We start from the raw sequence: 21,475 nt of genomic DNA, 5'->3' as shown, positions 1-21,475 counted from the left end.
GTACCACTAATTTCAGAATATCAAAAATTCTTGGTAAAAATTACCTAGCTGGAAGGTTGCACAAGATGGGGAAGCGCAAAAAAGCAGGTGGTACAAAGGTGCTATTTGAGGTGAGAACTGGCGCAATAACCGTTTTTGAACTTTTCGTATCTTAGATACAATGACCAAAATAGCTTTATGATTTTCTACAAAAGCATATTTGAAATTATTCAGGTCTACTAACCAAATATTCTCAAGCTCATTCTGAAACATGGTGAATTACTTAGGTATTGAAGGTTTTTTCAGGTTCAAATAAAGTTTAGGGAGATGAAAAGTATGGCTGAACAAGCATTTCATGACCAATTGAGTTTAGAGGAGCAAGCCGAGAAACTTGGAAAGCAAGCAGTAAGTTTGGGTCTGATTCCCAGCTTTGTAGTACATTACTTTCCTGATACCTGGGTATTTTATATACCTAACGAAAGTCAATCAGAAGCGCTGACACCAGAAGAGGCATACTTCCGTTTAAAGCAACTGGTTAAACAGTAGATATTTTGACGGCTAGGGACTGTAATCCTGAAGTAACAGTAGTTATGGCAAAACCTGCAATTTTAACCGTTGATGACGATCCAGAAGTGTTGCAAGCGGTGTCACGAGACTTGCGGCATCAGTATGGCGATCGCTTCCGCATTGTCCGGGCAGATTCCGGTATTACCGCTCTGGAGGCGGTGCAGCAACTCAAATTGCGGAATGAAGCAGTTGCTCTATTTTTGGTCGATCAAAGAATGCCACAGATGGGAGGTGTGGAGTTTCTAGAACAGGCAAAAAGCATTTTTCCTGATGCGAAACGTGCTTTGCTGACGGCATATGCAGATACAGATGCCGCTATTAAGTCAATCAATAGTGCCAGAATTGATTACTACTTACTTAAGCCCTGGAATCCACCGGAGGAGCGACTATATCCGGTTTTGGATGATTTGTTAGATGATTGGCTAGCGGGATTTTACCCCCCCTTTACAGGGATTCGAGTCATTGGTAATCGCTGGTCGCCTTTTTCCCATCAGGTAAAAGACTTCCTGGCGCGTAACCAGATTCCTTACAAGTGGTTGGATATTGAACTGGAACCGGATGCAGCAAAATTAGTAGAATATGCACAAACTGATGGCAGACAACAATTGCCCTTGGTGCTGTTTCCCGATGGTTCCCAATTAATCCAACCATCTAATTTAGAGATTGCTGCCCAAATTGGACTGCAAACCCAGGCAGAGCGACCATTTTATGACTTGGCGATCGTTGGGGCTGGCCCTGCTGGACTAGCCGCTGCTGTTTATGGCGCTTCTGAGGGATTGAGTACAGTCTTAATTGAGCGAGAAGCACCAGGTGGTCAAGCCGGAACGAGTTCGCGCATTGAAAACTATCTGGGGTTTCCTGTTGGCTTGAGCGGCAACGACTTGGCTAGGCGGGGAGTGACTCAGGCGCGGCGATTTGGGGTAGAAATTCTCACTCCTCAAATAGTCACCGGAGTTAGGCTGCAAGATCCTTATCGGGTTCTGCAATTGGCCGATGGTAGCGAGATTAGTTGCCATGCACTTTTAGTTGCAACTGGCGTTTCCTACCGTTGGCTAAATGTCCCAGGAGCCGAAAAGTTGACAGGAGCCGGAATTTATTACGGTGCTGCCATGACCGAGGCGATTGCCTGTAGTAATGAAGAGGTTTACCTAGTAGGTGGGGCAAATTCTGCCGGACAAGCAGCAATGCATTTTTCTAAGTATGCCAAAAAAGTGATTATGTTGGTGCGGGGTGAGTCTCTTTCATTGACTATGTCCCAATATTTAATTGACCAGATTGCGGCCACTGCAAATATTAAAGTTTGCACAGGTTGCAACGTTGTGGAAGTAAAGGGAGATGAACATTTAGAAGCAATTGCGATCGCTCATACCAAGACTGGACAAACCGAAATCGTGCCAGCGCGATCGCTTTTTATCTTCATCGGTGCTATCCCCAAAACTGATTGGCTTGATGGTGTTATTCAACGCGATGCTCAGGGGTTTATCATCACAGGCCCCGACTTAATAAATAATCGTAAATCTCCACCAGGTTGGCATTTAGAACGCTCTCCTTTCTTACTAGAAACCAATGTTCCTGGCATCTTTGCAGCCGGAGATGTGCGAGCCGGGTCAATTAAGCGGGTAGCATCCGGTGTGGGTGAAGGTTCGATCGCGATTCAATTTGTTCACCGCTATTTGAGCAATGTTTAGCTGAAACAGGAAAAATGAAGGAGGTTGATTCATGTTGTGTATTGAAGAATTGATCGACTTAGACCCGTTTCAACAGCTTTCTCAAGAGCAATTGGAGTGGGTTTGCGATCGCGCTCAAACAGTTGAACTGGGCACAGGAGAAGTGTTGACCCATGAAGGAGATCCGGGACGCGGCTTATTTATCCTAGTCAAAGGTAAAATGAATCTTACCCGGCGCAGTGAAGGAGTTGAAATTCCAATCGGGCAGCATGAAGCCCCATCCTTTTTTGGTGAAATTCCAGTCCTCACAGATGAACCAGTACCTGTGACAGTGCGGGCATTGACAAATTGTCACCTCTATGAAATTAGAGCAGAAGATTTTCGGAAACTCCTACATGAATGTCGTGATTTTGAGCGGATGGTTTTCCGCATTATGGAACGTCATCTGCGGGGACTAGAGTCCTTTATTCGGGGACGGGAAAAGATGGCAGCTTTAGGGACACTTGCCGCCGGTTTAGCTCATGAACTCAACAATCCAGCTTCAGCCCTCGTTCGGACTTTAGAAGAAATGCCAGCCGCTATTTTGGAGTTACAACGAATGAATTTAGTTTATGGGCAACGTAATGTTGACCAAGACCATACTCAAAACTGGATGGGAGTAAGGGATCGGGGCTATGATACGATTTTAAATAACCGTTTAGATCCGGTGACACTAAGCGATCGCGAAACCGTATTGTTGGAATGGTTAGAAGATTATGGTGTCAAGCAAGCATGGAAATTAGCAGAACCTCTAGCGGAAGGCGGTGTTGAGGTTGAAACCTTAGATCGACTCATGGAACGTTGGCGCAATGACAATACTGAATTGCGAGAAATGGGATTGCACTGGCTATCACTCTCCTTTGAAGTCATATCAATGATTAAACATGGTTTGCGAGGAGCCGAGAGGATTTCTGAACTTGTACAAGCAATGAAGTCTTATACTTACCTCGATCAAGGGGTTCAGCAAGAAGTGAATGTGCATCAAGGTTTAGAAGATACATTGCGATTGTTTGCTTATCAACTCAAGTGCGGCATCCAAGTACAACGCAATTACGATCGACATATTCCTAAAATCCTTGCCTATGGTAGCGAACTGAATCAGGTGTGGACTAACTTAATTGACAATGCTATTGATGCAATGGATGGTAAGGGATTGCTGGAAATTACAACCCACCATTGCGATCGCTTTGCCCATATTGACATCATTGATTCTGGTAGGGGAATTCCACCTGAAATTAAAACCCGCATTTTTGAACCTTTCTTTACCACTAAATCAGTAGGGCGTGGTTCAGGACTCGGTTTAGAAACCGTTCGCCGGATTGTCGAAAATCGCCATCACGGTACGCTCTCATTTGAGTCGCAGCCAGGCAGAACTTGTTTCACTATTCGTTTACCCTTGTCAATTCAAGGTGGGTGAAGCACCAATACTTTTCGGTTAAGGCAGGAGACGCGATAAATCGCCGTCTTTACAATAATCAATCCTTCATCCTGATGGCGATTTATCGCAGATTTGGCATCTTTATATTTTCATCAAATCACCTTAACTGGACTGTATTGAAATATACAGTGTTATATTTTACCAGAATAGGACTGTTAAAAAATGCGATCGCACGCACTGCAACCGGAAATCAGAGAAGCTTGTACCCTGTAAATAGACTGTTGAGGTTGCTATTAAAGAAAGTACAATAACATGGCTTCATCTGATGAATTTGTGTGCCATCGGAGCGTGCGCCCTCTCGATATGCTCCTTGGTCTAGTTACTTCTATCCTGCTTCACTCTATTTTATTAATAGGGAGCAAATATTGGCACATAGCTTTGATGCGTGAGCCAAAGCAAAAAATTACCCAAGAAATTCCAATCGAGGTAGTTGAAGTTCCTCCTAATAAAACAGACATACCTCCTAAAACCTCACCCTGGGCTACCAAAAATTCTATTGCCGGTGGCAAAGCTTTGTCAGAAAGACCTGTTTCTGTGGTGAAATCAGTTAATCCCGTAGGACATAAAAGCGAGAGTTCTTTTGACTTAGCAGCCTCATCTCCCCTCAAGGTATTCCACCCAGAACGGGAGCAGCAAAAGACGAAATCACCAAATCTATCTCCTCAACAGCCACAATTCAAACCTCAAAAAATCTTATCAACATCTGCAAGGGAGGTACAAGTACCTAACTCTCAGAAAATTGCAGTAGCACCAGTTACCACGCCACTACCAGACCCACTTCTGAAAACAGCACCTAATCCCAAGCCAATACCGTCAGCACCTGCAACCGCAGCACAAGTACCTAATTCTAAGAAACTTGTAGTAGCACCAGTGACTACACCAGTCCCACTTTTGAAAACAGCGCCTTTGACTACACCTTTAGTACTCAAACCAAAGCAAATATCGTCAGCACCTGCAACCGCAGCACAAGTATCTAATTCTAAGAAACTTGTAGTAGCACCAGTGACTACACCATCACCAGTCCCACTTTTGAAAACAGCGCCTTTGACTACACCTTTAGTACTCAAACCAAAGCAAATATCGTCAGTACCTGCAACCGCAGCACAAGTATCTAATTCTAAGAAACTTGTAGTAGCACCAGTGACTACACCAGTCCCACTTTTGAAAACAGCGCCTTTGACTACACCTTTAGTACTCAAACCAAGGCAAATATCGTCAGCACCTGCAACCGCAGTACAAGTACCTAATTCTAAGAAAATTACAGTAGCACCAGCCCCATATCTGAAAACAGCGTTTGGAAGAACTGCCACATTACCAATACCCAGCAACCCTAAGAACTTAGGGCAGTCGATAACTAGATTGAGTAGGCGAACAACATCTCAAGGTCAGTCATCTCTAAAAACAGGTGCAGCAAGTTTATTGGGTGGTACTATGAGTGTATCTAGTCAGAATTATCATGGTGATGAACTGGCAGCTTTGCCTAATTCCAACCGCGATCGCCAAGGGACTTCTGGCATTGATGCTCGCAGTCAAGATATAGACCTTACCTCTTATTTAAATAAACTAAAGCAACGGGTTCAACAGCACTGGCTACCAGGAATTAGCCAGTCTAATCGGCGAACGGTGCTTAACTTCACTATTAACCGTTCAGGACAAGTTAGCAATCTCAGCATTGCACAAACCTCTGGATTTAGTGTGACTGATGAAGTAGCACTCAATGCTATACAACGAGCTACACCTTTTGCACCTTTGCCCACAGGATATTCCAAAAACCACATTAATATCGAATTTACATTTGATATCAATGTTTATGGTGAATTAAATGTATCGGGGGATGGTGGTTAACAGTAGACATTTCTAGAAATTAAATTCCTAAGTAAGTGGACGCTAAAATTTACCGCTATGTAACAAAGTTTCTACTGGAACGGGGGCAAATTATCCGGGTCAATACCCTGAGATTGCAAATAAGCAATCAATCGTTCTTTTTGCTGGCGTTCTTGTTCAGCCCGTTGGCGTTCTTGTTCAGCCCGTTGGCGTTCTTGTTCAATCTGTTCCACAGCCCACGGTAACAAATTACCAGCTTGATCCCACCAGCGTAACCAATAACCAGTGCGCGCTTCTTTTGTTCCTTGCCAAGTTCCTAAAAATAAGCCCATTACATCAATCCAATGACGACCATTTTCGTCAGGTTGCTTTAACTCATAACGTTGATTTTCTAGTTGATAATATTCTAATAAACCGCCATCTGGTTCAAAAACTATGTAGATGGGAATCTGCAAAATTTGCTCGTAGAAAAACCATTTTCCTGGCGGGTAAGTTCGCTTGACCGAATATTCTCCACCCTCAGCATCGGATAAAAATTCGATGGCGATCGCAGGGATATTTCCTTCTAGGTTGGGTGTATAACTTTTGCGAGTCCCCACAACTTCATTAACCGATGGCACATAAACCCAGTCAGGTGCTTTGGCAATAAATTGTCCGTTCACAGTCGCACAAAGACCAAAATTTGAAGCTATCAACATCTGGGGTTGGATGAATCCACTGATTTCTAGGCTTTCACGCAAAGCACCAGCCAAAAGTAGCTGACCTGTATTCTCCACTGGTTCATCCTCTAGTTTAAAATCCTTGGGTAAGGCTTCCCAAGAGATTACCAGTTCAGTCTGGGATTTGGCTTCACTGAGTTGGGTTGCCATATAACACAGCATAAATTTATTTTTTATTTTATCGCTTCTAGAACAGATATCGAGGCGATCGCATCAAACATTCTCTTAGAAATCTGCGACACATACACCTGCAACATCGTATCCGCTTAGGGATTTCCAAAAAATAAATTATCTCTCTTGTGGGGTTTTTTACTTTTTAAGAATTACGAATTATTTCAATAAAGCGATCGCATGGTGACGGATATGATCTCCAATAAAACTAGCGATAAAATAATAACTGTGGTCATAACCTTCTTGGTAACGCAAGTTTAGCGGCTGCTTAACATCTGCACAAGCTTGCTCAAACACCTCTGGCAGTAATTGTTCGGCTAAAAATTTATCAGCAGTCCCTTGATCGATAAGAATTGAACTGTGATATCCTAATTTTATTACCAATTCACTAGCATCATAAGCACGCCAACTTTCTTGGTTTCTCCCAAGATAACCACTAAAAGCCTTTTGACCCCAAGGACAACGCATAGGTGCAGCGATCGGTGCTAAGGCTGATACTGATTTGTAGAGTTCTGGGTTTCTCATCGCACAGACTAGCGCCCCATGTCCCCCCATCGAATGACCGAAAATACCTTGTTTATCTGGTTGAGTGGGGAAATTTGCGGTAATTAAAGCAGGTAATTCCTGGACGACATAACTATACATTTGGTAGTTTTTCCGCCACGGTTCCTCTGTAGCATCAACATAAAAGCCCGCACCTGTGCCAAAGTCCCAATCATCATCCTCACCTGCAATGCCACTATTACGGGGGCTAGTATCTGGTACAACCAGCATCAAACCGTACTCAGCCGCGTAGCGTTGCGCCCCCGCCTTACCCATAAAATTTTCTTCCGTGCAAGTTAACCCAGAGAGAAAATAGAGAATTGGTACAGGTTTTTGAGTTGCTTGTGGTGGTTGATAGACAGCAAAGCGCATTTCACCGTTACAGGTTGAGGAGGGATGACTGTAAAAACCGAGTTTGCCACCAAAGCTTTTATATTCTGAAATGAAGTTGAGGTTAGGCATTGGTTATATTTTCTTTCCCGAAAGGCTGTGAACTACCTGGTAATTAGGATGCTATTATAACGATCGCACGATATGCCGCAGTTGCGATCGCTCCGATAGGCGAAACCAAATTGCGATCGTTGGTTTAGGATTCATTGCGTCTAGACTCGCTATGCCAATAGGATAACGGAACCAAGACACATTCAAGCGGCTACTAGGTTCATTAGCCAACAACCATGTTTTTTCATAGCGCACCAAATCGTCAATCCAAGGTGGAGCTACGTTTTCCGCTTGAGCAACTCTGGTGATAAAGTTAGCAAAAGCGATCGCATCTTCCCTGTGTTTTTTGATTCCTTTTGGTAAATGGGTTTGGGCATATCGCCAAAACAAGGCAGTAAAATTTTTACCCAACGCCCGCGCAGTGCGTGGAAGTAGTTCGCGTACTTCCCCTAACCGTTTCCACTTCAGAGAATTTGCAAAGATATTTACCTCTTGTGCTGAAAGTTGAGCGAACTTTTGGGCTTCATCACAACTCAACCCCAACTCTGCGGCAACGGTTTCTGGGTTAGCAAAGAAACGCTCTCTAAATTCCGTATTGGTGTAAAGTTTGGCTAAAACTTCCTGGGTTTGTGCTAACCCCATCTACCATAACTCCTGCTAATGTCCCGTGCTTTTTGTAATTCTTTTGTCAACTCTGCAAAGGGTGGCAAGTTTTCATCCCGTTCTAGAATAATCCCTTTAACTGGAACACGGGCGACAACTTCCTCCATCAGCTGCCATACTTCCACGGGCGTAGACTGCGAATGACTGTCAATTAATACACCATCATGCCAATGTCCACCAACAAAATGTAATTGTACGATGCGATCGCTCGGTAATTGTTGCAAAAACTCATGGACATCATAGGCGTAGTTCACAGCATTAGTGTGGAGATTCGTTATATCTAATAACAGTCCACAATCAGAACGTTCTACCACCTCGGCTAAAAACTGGGCTTCAGTCATTTCTGCACCTGGAAGCTTCACCATATAGGTGATATTTTCTAGAATCAGCGGTACATCAATCCAGCGCCGCACTTCGGCAATATTACGACAAAGTACTTCCACAGCTTCTTGGGTATAAGGTAGCGGCGACAAATGCCCGATATCAACTCCACCCGCTTTTGTAAAGCAGATATGCTCACTCCACCAAGGTGGGTTGAGTTGCTTAATTAATGCTGCCAGTTTGCGTAAGTAATCTGTATCCAAGCCTTCAGCACTACCTAACGAAAGATTAATCGCGTGGGGAATTATCGGGAAATGAGCAGCAAGTAATTCTAACTCCTGCTGTTTTTGCCAAGATGCATCTAGATAGTGTTCGGCAACAATTTCTAAAAAGTCAACCTGCTGACGGTTGAGAAACAGATCGCTTTTAAACGGTTCCCGAAAACCCAACCCCACGCCTAAAGTAGGAAGATGAGAAAGCATTGCTCTTAACCTCCTCCACAGCCACCACAGCCACCACCACCGCAGGAACTGCTGCTACATGAGCTACTACTGCATGAGGAGCCACTGTCAGAACTACTGCTGCATGAGGAGCTACAGCCAGAACTACTGCTGCATGAGGAGTTCGTGCCAGAATTACTACTGCTAGAACGACTACTGTCAGAACTACTAGAGTCTGATAATCTACAGCCAGAACTACACATACTGGATGAGCTACCATAAGAACTCTCTAGTTTGCTAGCTGTTCTCAAAAATATTGACGGAAAAAATGCTTTGTAGTAAGAGTCATAAGAGGTTCCAGCCAGTGCCTCAACGCCAAATAGTGCCACCAGTAAGTTGTAGTCAAATACAGAAGGGATGTCATACTTTACCTTCTGCTGCAATCGGGAAAATGTTGCTTGAAGTTGTTGCAGATACACTTTGCCTCGATAACTAAGATGCGTATGCCTACTGACAAACCACAGCAGAAAGATAATGGATAATCCACCAATTGCGATTAAAAAACCTACGTTATAGCGTCCTTTACCCAAGGCTATGAGTAGCTTATAGCCCCCCAAACTGAAAATAATCATCGCCGCAATCAAGCCAACTTTGATATTCCGTTCTTGCCACTGGGAAGCATACAACAGTTGCTCATTTTGTAGTTTTTCTTCATAAGCATTGCTGTATGACTGGATACTCTGGGTTGCCAACCAAAGAGATGTTTTCGCTGTGGATGAGGAAGACAATCGATCGAATACCTCACGCTCTATTGGCTCTAGCTGAGATACATCAGGATGATTTGGTACTTGGCTGATGGATTGTTCATTGACTTGTAAATAACCCCGAACAATCAAGTCAAATAAGGCTACATCGGCGATTCCTGTTTCTTGGGAACGCAAATAAGCGATTTCGTGAGGATCTGGTTCGGCAGGAATTAACGGCAGAGGCTGGTTCTTGGTTGGATCTTGTATTAGCTGCCAGCAGACTACAAATGCGATCGCAATCACAGAGCAATAAAACAGCAAAAAGTCTGGCCCATACATATCTGCAATAGGATTATGCAGTAATGCATTCATTGCCTTTACTCCTTTATAGGGAATTACTTCAAGTTCAGAGAAATTAAATGTCTCAATGTTTGCAGCGGTTTTTTAGAACATTTGGCTTTCTCAAGTATCTGAATTTACTTAGCCGTATTATTATAGCACACACTAAATTTTATCCTCCTCTACCGCCACGATAAAAAACGCTGAGAAATCTGAACTTACTTCTCTTGTCTCATATCGTGTTCGCTCGATCGCTTATAAAATGTCATTGCGAACACAATATCAATCAACCCTACGACTAGGTAACTTAGTCCCGCACCTTTTGCAAAACCCCGCATCCACATCATGAAAAGCTAAACCACAACTTGAACAAACTGTTTCCACCTGATTAGCAGTTTTCACCACTCGCTTAATTAAATCTCCCACTTGCCAAGGAATCAGCGCAATTCCGGTAAAAATCATCAGCACTGTTAACAAGCGTCCTAATTCTGAAATTGGAATAACATCACCAAATCCCACAGTTGTCATCGTGACAACAGAGAAATAAAAGGCATCCAAAAATGTACCGTAATTTTCAGGATTAACTGGATGCTCTACTTGATAAATTAAGCCAGAATAAATAAAAACAATTGCAAATAATGTAAATAATATTCGCGCAAAAATCATTCCATCTTCGGTGCTGATGGTGGCGAATAGAAATTTTCTATCTATAAATCTGATTAATCTTAAAATCCGAAACCATCGCAATAGCCGGATAAAGCTGATATCCACCATTCCGAGAAAGAATGGTAAAATCGCCAATAAATCAATAATCGAATAAAAACTAAAAATATACTTAATTTTATTTTCTGCACTCCACAGACGGAGTGAATATTCCACCGCGAAGATGATAACGATCGCAGTATCGACAAGATTCAATTTAAACCGCACAGAATCAGGAATGTTATAAGTTTCTGCTACAAAAATCCCTGATGATAGTAACACCATAACGGCAAGCGTTAAATTAATCGCTTTACCTATTGGTGTTTCTAAGTCTTTTAAGTAAAATTCTGTTTCTTGTCTGCTCAGTAACATATTCGATCATTAACTAATCCTAATTCCCAGTTATAGCATTAGAAATACGATATTATTAATCATTATCCTTATGTTAACCTCAGCTTATATGAACTCAGAATATTTTATGCGTCTAGCATTGGCAGAAGCAAAAAAAGGAGATGCGCCTTACGGTGCAGTGATTGTTAAAGATAACGAAGTCATGGCTGTAGCTCATAATACTGTTAGGAGAGATAACGATCCGTCAGCCCATGCGGAAATTAACGTTATTCGCAGTTTAACAGCTAAACTTAAAAACCCCGCTTTAGAAGGTTATAGCATATATACAACTGGCGAACCTTGTCCAATGTGTGCAGCTGCTTGTGTCTGGAGTGGTTTATCAGAAATTGTCTATGGGGCTTCAATTCAAGATTTAATCTCGATAAATCAATCACAAATTAATATATCTTGCGAAGAGGTGATTGCTAAATCATTTAGAACTCTAAAAGTTACTAAAGACGTTTTGAAAAATGAATGTTTGGAGTTATTTAAATAAGCTACGATACATTGAACTTTACGGTGCGTTATGCTAATGCAGTAACACACCTCCTAGCCAATCTAAACCTATTATTTAACTTGGCTCATTTAAATAGGGTAAATAAGTATTTGCCCAAATCGCAGCTTGAGTGCGATCGCGCAAATTTAACCTGTTTAAAATATTCGTAACATGATTTTTTACCGTCCCCTCAGAAATGTAGAGTCTTTGAGCAATTTCTCGGTTACTAGCGCCTGTAGCAATTAACCGCAAAACCTCTTTTTCTCTAGGAGTAAGTTCAGTTAAAGTAGATGGTACAGGGGGTGACTGGGTTTGTGTCCCATGAGAAAACTGAGTTAATAGTTTTTTAACTATACCTGGCCCTAATTGAGTATATCCTTTATAAACGGCACGAATAGCAACAGCTAATTCTTCTGATGGTGTATCTTTTAATAAATAACCCATTGCCCCATTTTTTAAGGCTGCTGATACATATTCATCATCATCAAAAGTCGTTAGTACTAAAATTTTAGTTTTTGCAAAACGTTTTTGAATTTCCAGTGTAGCTGCGACTCCATCCATAATGGGCATTCTGATATCCAGCAATACCACATCTGGCTGAAATTCAGCAACTAAATTAATTGCTTGTTCACCATTTTCTCCTTCTGCTACTATTTCTAAATCTGGTTCTAATTCTAATAACGCTCTTAATCCTTGACGAATTAAACCTTGGTCATCTACCAACAATACTTTAATCATTATGTCAACCTTGTTAAGGGAATATTAACTGTAATTTTGCAACCGGAACCAAGAGCGCTATTAATATTAAACTCACCTCCAAGTGCTAAAGTGCGATCGCGCATACTATGAAGTCCAAAACCAGTAGTATTTTGACCTAAAGCAAAACCTCTACCATTATCCTGAATTATCAATCGTAAATTTCCTCTTATTTGATTAAGTTCTAGTTTAACCTCTGTTGCTTGTGCATATTTAGATATATTGGTTAATGATTCTTGAATAATTCGGTAAATAGCAGTATTTATTTCAGATGGCAGAGAATATTCTAAGTTAATTTGATAAATTGGTAAAATGCCGTTAGAGCGATGAAAGTTTTCTGCAAGACTTGCGATCGCCCGTTCTAAAGACTGTTCTTGTAAAGGATTAGAACGCATTGTAGAAACAGATTGACGAACATCTCTTAGCGCTTTTGAGCCTAATTCTTTTGCTGTTGCTAGAAATGTTTCAGCCTTACCTGGGTTAGATTGCCATAGTTTTAAAGCGGTTTCTAATTGTAGATTTAAAGCAGTCAGAGAATGCCCTAATGAATCATGAATTTCTCGAGCAATGCGGTTCCGTTCTTCTAAGGTAGCTTGATTTTCAATTCGCATGGCATATTGACGCAGTTTTTCGTTAGCGATCGCTAGTTTTTCTCGACTGTGCCGTTCAGATAATACTGCATTCATCATCAACAATACAAAAACTAAACTCAAGCCAAATACCAACGACCAATTCAAGCTAAGAAATCGAGAACGTTCCTGTGCCTGTGGCGATGCTTGAAAATTGAATAGTTGGTATTTTAGTTGTGTAGTAAATAGAAATAATGTAAATGCTAAACTTGTAACAAATAAACGCCCAGGCAATTTAAAAATCAGACAACTGCGAGTAACTAAAATTATATAAAGAAATGGAAAAAGGCGAGAAAACCTTTCACCGAAAAGTCCAGTTGTCAAAATTAATAAAATTTCAACAAATGTGTATATTATTTTAGATGCCTGGTTCTTACTAGGCAAGATTAAGCCCATTAATGCAAAAATAATCAGACTATAAATTGATAGTTCTGGTAAGAAATTGCAAATTGATAAATCTGGAAATGTACCACAAATTGATAGTTCTGGAGGTTTGGGACGAAATCGCCGTAATGGAGGTGGTATAACTGCTGTCAATGCAGTGATAGCCAGTAATATCCACTCCAGATAAAGCAGAGATGGAAAAGGATGTTTGTTAATTTTAATTGGGCGATTCATCAGTTGTTTTTCTCCATTTACAAATAAGTCTATCTCCTATCCCCTAACTCCTACCTCCTGTACAAATGCGGTTAATCGCGTCTCTCCTAAATATTTATTGTCAATCAAATTGGTAAAAATTCAATCATGACTTTAGTCATGGATAGAACCATGACTTTCTCCTCATGTAACTACTAAGGATAAGTTCTTATGATAATGGCATCCAACCAGGAAAAACCCACAATATAAGTAATGAAACTCAAAGCATTCTCGCTAATCGCTGGAGCCATCGCTCTAACTTTAACTGCAACCTCCTTTGCTGTTGAAGCGCAAACAGCCTCTCCTTCTCCTGTGCTACTTGCACAAACTCCACACCAAGGAAACCGTCTAAATCTAACAGAAGCCCAAAAAGGCCAAATTAAGATAATTCACCAAAATACTTGGCAGCAAATTGAAGATAAAGTTTTCACTCCAAGTCAAAAAGCACAGTTTGAGTCAGCGAAACAAGCGCGTAAGGCAGCGTGGGAAGCGCGTAAGGCTCAGGGGCAAACGGGTCAACAGCAAACAGGTGAGCGTCGTCATCATCGTGGTGGAAGAGGTATGTTTGCTAAATTAAATCTGACTCAAGCACAGAAAGACCAAATAAAACAAATTCGGCAGTCAGAAAGAGAGCAGATTAAAGCAGTTCTAACCCCCGAACAGCAGCAACAAATACAGCAATGGCATCAAAACCATAAAAAAGATAGTCCCGAAAGCAATCCCGGATAATCCCCAATCTTTCATAGAAATATTTAAAAAGTCTGAGGTGGGCATTACTTTCCATCTCATTCCCGAAAAAGAATGTAGAGACGTAGCACTGCTACGTCTCTACAAGGGTTATGGATAACGCATATTTAATTTCACCAGATGTCTATTACGTTAGGGTCGCGGATTCACTACCGCGACCCTAACGTAATTAACTAGCTAGATAGCCATGCATCTTATCTTTATGTCTTCGTAAAATACCCAAAGCTTGTTGTTCTATCTGTCGCACTCGTTCTCGACTAATACCCATACGTTGACCAATCTCTGCCAAAGAAAGTTCATTTCCATCTGTTAAACCAAAACGCAAAGTTAATATTTCTCGTTGCTGAGGATTTAATTTTAATAATAAATTTTGAATATTTTGTTGAAGAAATTTTTGGTCAGCGTATAGCTCTGGGGAAAGACCATTATCCTCCAACATATCTTGTAATTCTGTATCTTTTTCTGAGCCAACTCGTAATTCTAGAGAGACGGGTTGACGTGCTAAGAGTAAATAATCTCGAATTTGTTTAGGATCTAAAGATAGTTCTTCAGCGATATCAACTGCGGTAGGAGTACGACCTAATTTTTGAGTTAGTTCGCGTTGAACACGCTTGATTTTGTTCAGTTTTTCTGTAATATGAATAGGCAAGCGAATAGTACGCCCTTGTTCAGCGATCGCTCTGGTAATTGCCTGGCGAATCCACCAATAGCCATAAGTTGAAAATTTATACCCTTTTGTAGGATCAAATTTCTCAACTCCTCGTTCTAAACCTAAACTTCCTTCTTGAATTAAGTCGAGAAAATCTAGGTTATGTCTTTGATACTTCTTCGCAATAGATACTACAAGTCGGAGGTTAGACTGAATCATTTTCTGCTTGGCTTGATGTCCCTGATGTAGCTGTTGCAGCAGTGATTTTTCAGCAATATTTATGTTTTCAACCCACTCTTGTTGTGTCGGTTGACGTTTTAATTGAATAGCTAATTTTTCTTTTGCAGCCAGTAAATCCATCATTTTCTGAACTTGCTTGGCTAAATTAATCTCTTGCTCATTTGTTAATAGAGGTATACGTCCAATTTCGTGAAGATAAGTACGCACTGCATCAGCAGTAGATAGGGGTTTCTCATGTTCTAGAGACAGGGAAGATAGATTATTCATAGTTATTTGAACTTCCAGAAATACTTGTTGCTTGAGAGGGGAAAAATCCCATCTGACATTCAAAAATCAGATGAAAATGGAATCCTTAATTTGGATAATTAAGGTGCTGATGTAACTTGTGACTGTAATCGGTTTGTAGTTTGACTGAAAGCTAAAAGTAAAGAATTGGGAAAGATTTTCTGGATTGTTATCAGATATAATTATTTCACCAAGACTAATATTTTTAAGTTAAGAGCTTAATGTTACAGGAGCTTGTCAAAAAATTGAAAAAGTTATGTCTATCCAACTTAATCTAGTAACTAACAACCCTAATAGCCCTAATCCGTTCAAAATCGGGTAGATTTCTTGTAAACCGAAGATTTAACCACAATAAATAGAAAGTATTAGATCGTGCAGAACTCCAAGGTTAGCTTACTACTAGCGTAACTGCAATACCACTTAACAAACTCAAAATCCTTGAGGTATATTTTGAGCAAACCTCAAGGATTAAATCTGATGTATTGAGAGAGCTTATTCGTGGGTTATTAAAGAAAGTTAACAAAAATAAGCAATTTTTAGCTGATTGAGTGCAGTTGGAAATCCCTTACTTTTTAGAAACAGTGGCGATATTTGTCTCAAGTGTTTGCAACCCCTTAAGAGATTTTGCTTTATCTTTTGTTTTCAGCGCCCCCTTTACCTGAGTCGCAGTATCTTCAATTACATTATAGGTTTTTGAAGATTTAGTTTTGACACCATCCTCAACCTTAGACCAAGCATCTTCAAACTTATTAAATTCTTGTTGAGCTTTATCAAACTTTCCGGCTTTCACCGCAGTTTTTGTATTTGAAACTACACCAACCAAAGTATCAAAACCTCCCTGTGTAGCACCAGGAGTTTTCGCTACTGTTGTCGCCGCAGTGGTTTCAGTGGTAGCAGGAGTCTGGGTAGTAGCTTGTTTATCACTGTTGCATCCTGCCAATGCGAGTAAGCTAATTACAGTAACGGGGATGATGTAGATTAAGCGTTTCATAAGACCTCTGATTAATGAGAAATCGCCAATTATTAGCGGTATCAGCTACTATATCAGCAAACCTATCGTCTAAAGTTGTTGGATACATAGGAAGATTATACACGGGGGTTTTTCACGGAAATATTGTAATATTTTGTACAAGTTTTTGCTGGTACGGTTGCATTAAAGCTGTTTTGAATATTAATTTCAGATTTATTGACCTATGACTCCTAAATTTCTTCTTGTTAAAAAGTCTTGAATGGAGTTGACAAATTCTTTTAACTCTAAAATTAATTCATTAGTATCTTTAAGTTCTTGACGATTGGCCAATTGTTCTAATTTGTCAGATGCTGAGTACATAGCCGTGGCCCCAATGTTAGCACTAGCACCTTTAAGATGATGAGCTTCTCGGGCAATTTTCCCAAAGTCATTAGCTGCGATCGCTGCAATAATTATTTCTAAACGGGGTTTAATATCTTCAACGCATATTTGCAATAGATTTAATTCAAATTCTTCATCATTTCCCGATATCCGATGCAAGTGTTCCCAATTAATTGCTAGGTCAGACGTGTCGTTATTCGTGGTGGAAACTGTCTGTTCATCTATATCCGTAACTGGGTCTTGTTTTGAGAGGATTACCCCTGTCCAATGTTCTAGAGTCGCAGCCAATTTTTCTTTAAACACTGGTTTACTCAGATAGTCATCCATTCCAGCTTTTAGACACATTTGTTCGTCTTCTTTCATGGCATTAGCCGTCATCGCAATTACCACCGGACGACGACGCAAAGCAAAAGCATCTTCTTGCCAACGATGAATTTCTTTTGTGGTTTCTAAACCGTCGAGAATTGGCATTTGGCAATCCATTAGAATTAAATCGTAAGGAATTTTTTCTAATAGTTGTAAAACTTCTTTTCCATTGGCAACGACATCGGCTTTGTAACCCAAACTCTGAAGTTGCTTTATGGCTACTTTTTGATTAATCAAATTATCTTCAGCTAAGAGAATTCGTAACTTAGATTTAGTCAAGGGATTGAGGGAAGGAGAAGTAAGAATGCTAGAATTTTCTGTACTTAAGATTTCTTTAGTAGCCTCTAGTCTCCTGCTATTAGCACCTTTTTCCGGTTCAGGATGATTTTTTAGAATAGTCATAATGGTATCAAGGAGTCGAGATGGCTTAAGGGGTTTGACTAAATAAGCAGCAAATCCTATTTTGAGCGCTCGTTGCACTTGGGCCTGTTGATTAATAGAGGTGAGCATAATCAAAGGGATCTCAGCAATTGCAGGATTGGCTTTAATTTGTTCTTTTAAAGTCATGCCATTTGTTTGAGCCACTTGCATATCAACCAAGACGACATCATAAGAATTCCCCTGCTCACAAGCTTCTTGAATAGCTTTGAGGGCAGCAGGAACACTCTCAGCTTGGTCTACCTGCATTCCCCAATGAGTAGCTTGATGGTAGATAATTTTGCAATTAGTAGTGTTTTTATCTACTACTAACAAGCGACGATTGATCAAAAGTTCGCGATCGCATTTTGGTAAAATCGGGTCAATTTGTCTGGCAAAAGGTACTTCAAACCAAAACTTAGATCCTTTCTCTATCTGACTTTCCACCCCAATGACTCCTCCCATTAAAGTCACCAGTTGTTTACAAATAGCTAATCCTAAACCGGTACCACCATATCTGCGAGTGGTAGAAGCATCCACTTGAGTAAATGGCGTAAAGAGTTTGCGTTGGTCTTCAGGGCTAATGCCAAGACCTGTATCTGTAATGACAAAATTAATGGTGGCTGTAGTAGAGGAAAGCGAACATAATTTTACTTGTACTAATACTTCACCAGTGCTAGTAAACTTAATAGCGTTGCTCATCAGGTTCATCAGAATTTGCCGCAGCCTACCAGCGTCCCCTTTCACTTGGGTGGGGACATTGCGATCGATGAGGGCAGCAATTTCTAATCCCTTATTATGGGCTGAGGGAGCTAATAAATCTAAGACTTCTTCAACGCAAGTAGATAGGTCAAAATCTAGAGTTTCTAGAGCCATTTCTCCAACTTCAAGTTTGGAAATATCCAAAATCTCGTTGATTAAACTTAAAAGGGAATCTCCACTAATCCGAATTGTTTCAATAAAATCTCGCTGTTCTGGGTCTAAGGGAGTATCTAAGACCAAACTGGTCATTCCCAAAACAGCATTCATCGGAGTGCGAATTTCATGACTTATATTTGCTAAAAAGGCACTTTTAGTCTGAGAAGCTAATTCAGCTTGGCGACGGGCAATTTCAAGTTCTTGTCGCTGACAGGTTTCTGCTGCTAAAAGTTGGGCTTGGGCTAAGGCAATACCGACTTGATCGGCTATTTGCCGTAAAAGATGAGTTTCAAAACTAGACCATTGGCGGGAATCATCACACTGATGAACTATAAGCAAACCGCGAAGTTCTTCTTTAACAAGTATGGGGACAACCAAATTAACTTTAACCCCAAACTTTTGCAGTAATTCTAGATTGCTTTGTTGGAGTTCCAGCAAATCCAAATCAGCCAGCCCGAAAACCCTTCCTTGACGGTACTGCTGTAGATAGTATTGCTGTAAATATTCGGCTCGAAAATAGGGGGCACTAATGTTTAGCTCTTTGATTGTTGGTAAGCCTGAAACTACTGCTTCAATAACGTTGGTTGCAGACTCATCTGGTAAAAGCTGATAAATCAAAACTCGGTCAGTTTGGAGAATCTTTTGTACCTCCTCGACGGTGATTTGAAGAATTTCTTCGATTTGCAAAGACTGGCGAATTTTGAGGGTGATTTCGGTAAAAAGTTGCGATCGCAAGTTTTGGCGTTGTAATTCCTCTTCAGCCTGTTTACGCTGGATAAATTGGCCCACTTGCTCACCGATCAAATTCATCGTTTTGGTCAAATCTGGATCGGGTGGTTGGATTTCACGATTGAAGCAGGTAATCACACCAAGGATTTTGTTACCACTGCGGATTGGAAAACCGAAAGCAGTGTTTAGTCCTATTTGATTGGCAATTTTGAAGTGAGGGAAATTCAAATCCTTAACAATATTAGTCAGCCAAACAGGTTCAGAACTAGCCCAGACACGCCCCGGTAATCCAACTCCTTGAATAAAGGTTGTTTGCCGCTTCAATGCTTCAAATTCTTGCACTTCAAGGGATGCTTCATACCAAATGTTCATAAAACGCAGCACATTTGCTTGCTGATCTACCATCCAAATTTCACCTAAATCCCATCCCAAACTCTCACAGATCCCTTGCAAGATTTGGGGGATAGCCTCGCTGATAGTCGTGGACTCCGCCAAAACAAGGGTTACAGCATATTGTGCCATTAAATGCTGTTGGGTTCGTTTGCGAATGGTGATATCAGTGCCAGTACCAACAATGTATTCCACCGCTCCTTCATAGTCTTTTAAGAAGGTATTCGACCAGGCAATCAATCGGCGGCTGCCATCCTTCATTATCCAATGGTTTTCATACTCCAGGAAGCCTCTACCAGTTAGCAATTCCTCAAAAACTGCTTTACCTGACTCCACTTCTTCAGGAAGTAGGAACAAGTTCCAGAAATACCTACCCCTCACCTCATCGAAGGAGTAACCAGTTATTTGCTCACAAGCTTGATTGAAACGAACGATTTTTCCTTGAGAATCGAGAACTGTTACCAACGCGCTGGCTGTATCAAGGACTGCTGAGATAAAATTACGTTCTTGATTTAAGGTTTCTTCTGCCCTTTTGCGCTCTGTTACCTCACGATAGATAAAGTAGTAAATTACAGCAAGAATGATAAAACTTACGCAAATAGCGATCGCAATTGTCACAGATGTTTTGCGAGTCCAAGCTTTTGTTGTTTGTGACAGTTGCTCACGCCGCTCCTTTTCTTCGTTCTCTATCTCATTGCTCACCTTGCTGATATCATCGATGAGATTTTGACTTTTATTTGTCAGTAGTCGCTGCAATGCCGCCTCTAATCCTTTCTTCTGGCGGAAGTCGATATTCTGTTTTAGTTCACTAAGTTTAGCTTGAGTCAGAGATTCAAGCTTTGCAATCTGCTTTTCTTGGTTTGGTTGATCTGTGGTTAAATCCTTTAGTTTGGTAATTTCTTGAGCAACGTTGGCAACTGCTTCTTGATAAGGTTTTAGATAAGTTTCTTTTCCCGTCAGGATATAATTATGTTCCGCAGTCTCCGCATCCTTTAACTGAGACAGTAGTTTTTCTAAGCTGTTAATTTTTCCATAAGCGTTCTTTATTATACTCCGATTATAAATATATACTCTGGTATTTTGATAGGAAACTACACCAATTAAAACTAAAATTATTGATGCTAAACCAAAACCTGTCGCAATCTTTTTAAAAAATTGTTTACTTATCTTCTGCGTCTGTTTGCCTTTTTTAGTCACAAGTACCAAACTTGCTAAATTTCTGCGTAATTCCAGTTGCTTAATGACTTGACGACCTAATATTCGTAATGCCTCTATTTGCTCTAGAGTAAGTTCTCGTGGAACGTAGTCAATTACACATAGAGTTCCTAGCGCGTATCCCTCTGGATTAGTCAGAGCTACACCAGCATAAAAGCGAATATTGGGGTCATACGTTACCAGTGGGTTTTTAGCAAACCTTTCATCATTTGTTGTATCGGGCACAACAAAAACATCAGGCTGTAAAATAGTATGGGCACAAAATGCGAAATCTCGATGTGTTTCCATAGCATCCAAGCCGACTTTTGACTTGAACCACTGGCGATTTTTATCAATTAGGCTAATTAAGGCAATAGGAGTTTGACAAATATATGAGGCTAAACGAGTAAGGTCGTCAAAGGCCGCTTCAGGTGGCGTGTCGAGAATTTTATAGTGCAAAAGCGTCTCGATTCTCTGTGCTTCGTTATCAGGTAATGGTGCTTTCATCCTTAAGCCTTATCTACATGGGACTGGGAAAGGGGGCAGGGTGTAGGAAGACAGGGAGACAAGGGAGAATTATTTAACAAGTTTCTTTCCCAATGCCCAATGCCCAATTCCCAATTCCCAATTCCCAGTTCAACAAACTTACTCTAATTAATGACAACAGTTTAGTTAAAAGCGTT

The 21,475-nt window shown here is 40.8% G+C and carries 17 protein-coding genes; 6 read left to right on the top strand and 11 right to left on the bottom strand.

What is annotated here, in order from left to right; translation table 11 throughout:
• The first annotated feature begins 315 nt into the window (after positions 1 to 315).
• The 4 genes from GTQ43_RS06845 to GTQ43_RS06830 all read left to right on the top strand — a co-directional run bounded on the left by GTQ43_RS06845 (position 316) and on the right by GTQ43_RS06830 (position 5,535).
• Positions 316 to 525 (top strand): hypothetical protein, encoded by a 210-nt coding sequence (locus GTQ43_RS06845; RefSeq protein WP_265271795.1) that lies wholly within the window; start codon positions 316 to 318, stop codon positions 523 to 525.
• 44 nt (positions 526 to 569) lie between these two features.
• The gene (locus GTQ43_RS06840; RefSeq protein ID WP_265271793.1) at positions 570 to 2,234 is read left to right on the top strand and encodes an FAD-dependent oxidoreductase; all 1,665 of its coding nucleotides are present in this window, start codon (positions 570 to 572) and stop codon (positions 2,232 to 2,234) included.
• A gap of 31 nt (positions 2,235 to 2,265) precedes the next feature.
• Positions 2,266 to 3,669, top strand: coding sequence for a sensor histidine kinase (locus GTQ43_RS06835; RefSeq protein ID WP_265271790.1), 1,404 nt, complete (start codon positions 2,266 to 2,268; stop codon positions 3,667 to 3,669).
• 273 nt (positions 3,670 to 3,942) lie between these two features.
• A complete protein-coding gene (locus GTQ43_RS06830; protein WP_265271787.1) occupies positions 3,943 to 5,535 on the top strand; it encodes an energy transducer TonB in 1,593 nt (530 codons plus the stop codon).
• 71 nt (positions 5,536 to 5,606) lie between these two features.
• Here GTQ43_RS06830 and GTQ43_RS06825 read toward each other — a convergent pair whose 3' ends face one another.
• The 6 genes from GTQ43_RS06825 to GTQ43_RS06800 form a co-directional block, all read right to left on the bottom strand.
• On the bottom strand, positions 5,607 to 6,383 hold the full coding sequence (locus GTQ43_RS06825) for a Uma2 family endonuclease (RefSeq protein WP_265271785.1): 777 nt from the start codon (positions 6,381 to 6,383) through the stop codon (positions 5,607 to 5,609).
• Between the two features lie 180 nt (positions 6,384 to 6,563).
• Positions 6,564 to 7,409, bottom strand: a complete 846-nt coding sequence (gene fghA / locus GTQ43_RS06820; protein WP_265271783.1) for an S-formylglutathione hydrolase — start codon at positions 7,407 to 7,409, stop codon at positions 6,564 to 6,566.
• 54 nt (positions 7,410 to 7,463) lie between these two features.
• Positions 7,464 to 8,030 carry a hypothetical protein gene (locus GTQ43_RS06815; protein WP_265271781.1) on the bottom strand — a complete coding sequence of 189 codons (567 nt, stop codon included), beginning with the start codon at positions 8,028 to 8,030 and terminating at the stop codon, positions 7,464 to 7,466.
• The gene (locus tag GTQ43_RS06810) at positions 8,021 to 8,854 is read right to left on the bottom strand and encodes a DUF692 domain-containing protein (protein WP_265271779.1); all 834 of its coding nucleotides are present in this window, start codon (positions 8,852 to 8,854) and stop codon (positions 8,021 to 8,023) included. Before GTQ43_RS06810 ends, GTQ43_RS06815 begins: the two co-directional genes overlap by 10 nt.
• Positions 8,855 to 8,859: 5 nt before the next feature.
• Positions 8,860 to 9,930 (bottom strand): TIGR04222 domain-containing membrane protein, encoded by a 1,071-nt coding sequence (locus tag GTQ43_RS06805; protein ID WP_265271777.1) that lies wholly within the window; start codon positions 9,928 to 9,930, stop codon positions 8,860 to 8,862.
• Between the two features lie 249 nt (positions 9,931 to 10,179).
• Entirely contained in the window at positions 10,180 to 10,971 is a 792-nt protein-coding gene (locus GTQ43_RS06800; protein ID WP_265271776.1) for an ion transporter, read from the bottom strand.
• Between the two features lie 88 nt (positions 10,972 to 11,059).
• Here GTQ43_RS06800 and GTQ43_RS06795 point away from each other — a divergent pair, with 88 nt between their 5' ends.
• Positions 11,060 to 11,485 (top strand): nucleoside deaminase, encoded by a 426-nt coding sequence (locus GTQ43_RS06795; protein WP_265271775.1) that lies wholly within the window; start codon positions 11,060 to 11,062, stop codon positions 11,483 to 11,485.
• Positions 11,486 to 11,560: 75 nt separating this feature from the next.
• Here the strand turns inward: GTQ43_RS06795 and GTQ43_RS06790 are convergent, their stop codons facing one another.
• Both GTQ43_RS06790 and GTQ43_RS06785 read right to left on the bottom strand, forming a co-directional pair.
• Positions 11,561 to 12,223, bottom strand: coding sequence for a response regulator (locus GTQ43_RS06790; protein ID WP_265271773.1), 663 nt, complete (start codon positions 12,221 to 12,223; stop codon positions 11,561 to 11,563).
• The gene (locus GTQ43_RS06785; RefSeq protein WP_265271772.1) at positions 12,223 to 13,488 is read right to left on the bottom strand and encodes a sensor histidine kinase; all 1,266 of its coding nucleotides are present in this window, start codon (positions 13,486 to 13,488) and stop codon (positions 12,223 to 12,225) included. The genes GTQ43_RS06790 and GTQ43_RS06785 overlap by 1 nt, the downstream gene beginning before the upstream one ends.
• 231 nt (positions 13,489 to 13,719) lie before the next feature.
• On the opposite strand from GTQ43_RS06785, the gene GTQ43_RS06780 reads away from it, so the two are divergent.
• Positions 13,720 to 14,235 (top strand): P pilus assembly/Cpx signaling pathway, periplasmic inhibitor/zinc-resistance associated protein, encoded by a 516-nt coding sequence (locus tag GTQ43_RS06780; RefSeq protein WP_265271770.1) that lies wholly within the window; start codon positions 13,720 to 13,722, stop codon positions 14,233 to 14,235.
• 187 nt (positions 14,236 to 14,422) lie between these two features.
• On the opposite strand, the gene GTQ43_RS06775 is transcribed toward GTQ43_RS06780, so the two are convergent.
• The 3 genes from GTQ43_RS06775 to GTQ43_RS06760 form a co-directional block, all read right to left on the bottom strand.
• On the bottom strand, positions 14,423 to 15,409 hold the full coding sequence (locus tag GTQ43_RS06775; RefSeq protein WP_265271768.1) for an RNA polymerase sigma factor, RpoD/SigA family: 987 nt from the start codon (positions 15,407 to 15,409) through the stop codon (positions 14,423 to 14,425).
• A 583-nt stretch (positions 15,410 to 15,992) separates the two neighbouring features.
• A complete protein-coding gene (locus GTQ43_RS06765) occupies positions 15,993 to 16,418 on the bottom strand; it encodes a DUF4363 domain-containing protein (protein WP_265271766.1) in 426 nt (141 codons plus the stop codon).
• A gap of 192 nt (positions 16,419 to 16,610) precedes the next feature.
• Positions 16,611 to 21,299 carry a GAF domain-containing protein gene (locus GTQ43_RS06760; RefSeq protein ID WP_265271764.1) on the bottom strand — a complete coding sequence of 1,563 codons (4,689 nt, stop codon included), beginning with the start codon at positions 21,297 to 21,299 and terminating at the stop codon, positions 16,611 to 16,613.
• Between the last annotated feature and the right edge of the window lie 176 nt (positions 21,300 to 21,475).

It is taken from the genome of Nostoc sp. KVJ3 (genome assembly GCF_026127265.1).
GTDB lineage: Bacteria > Cyanobacteriota > Cyanobacteriia > Cyanobacteriales > Nostocaceae > Nostoc.
This window is presented reverse-complemented; position numbering and strand designations above follow the sequence as displayed.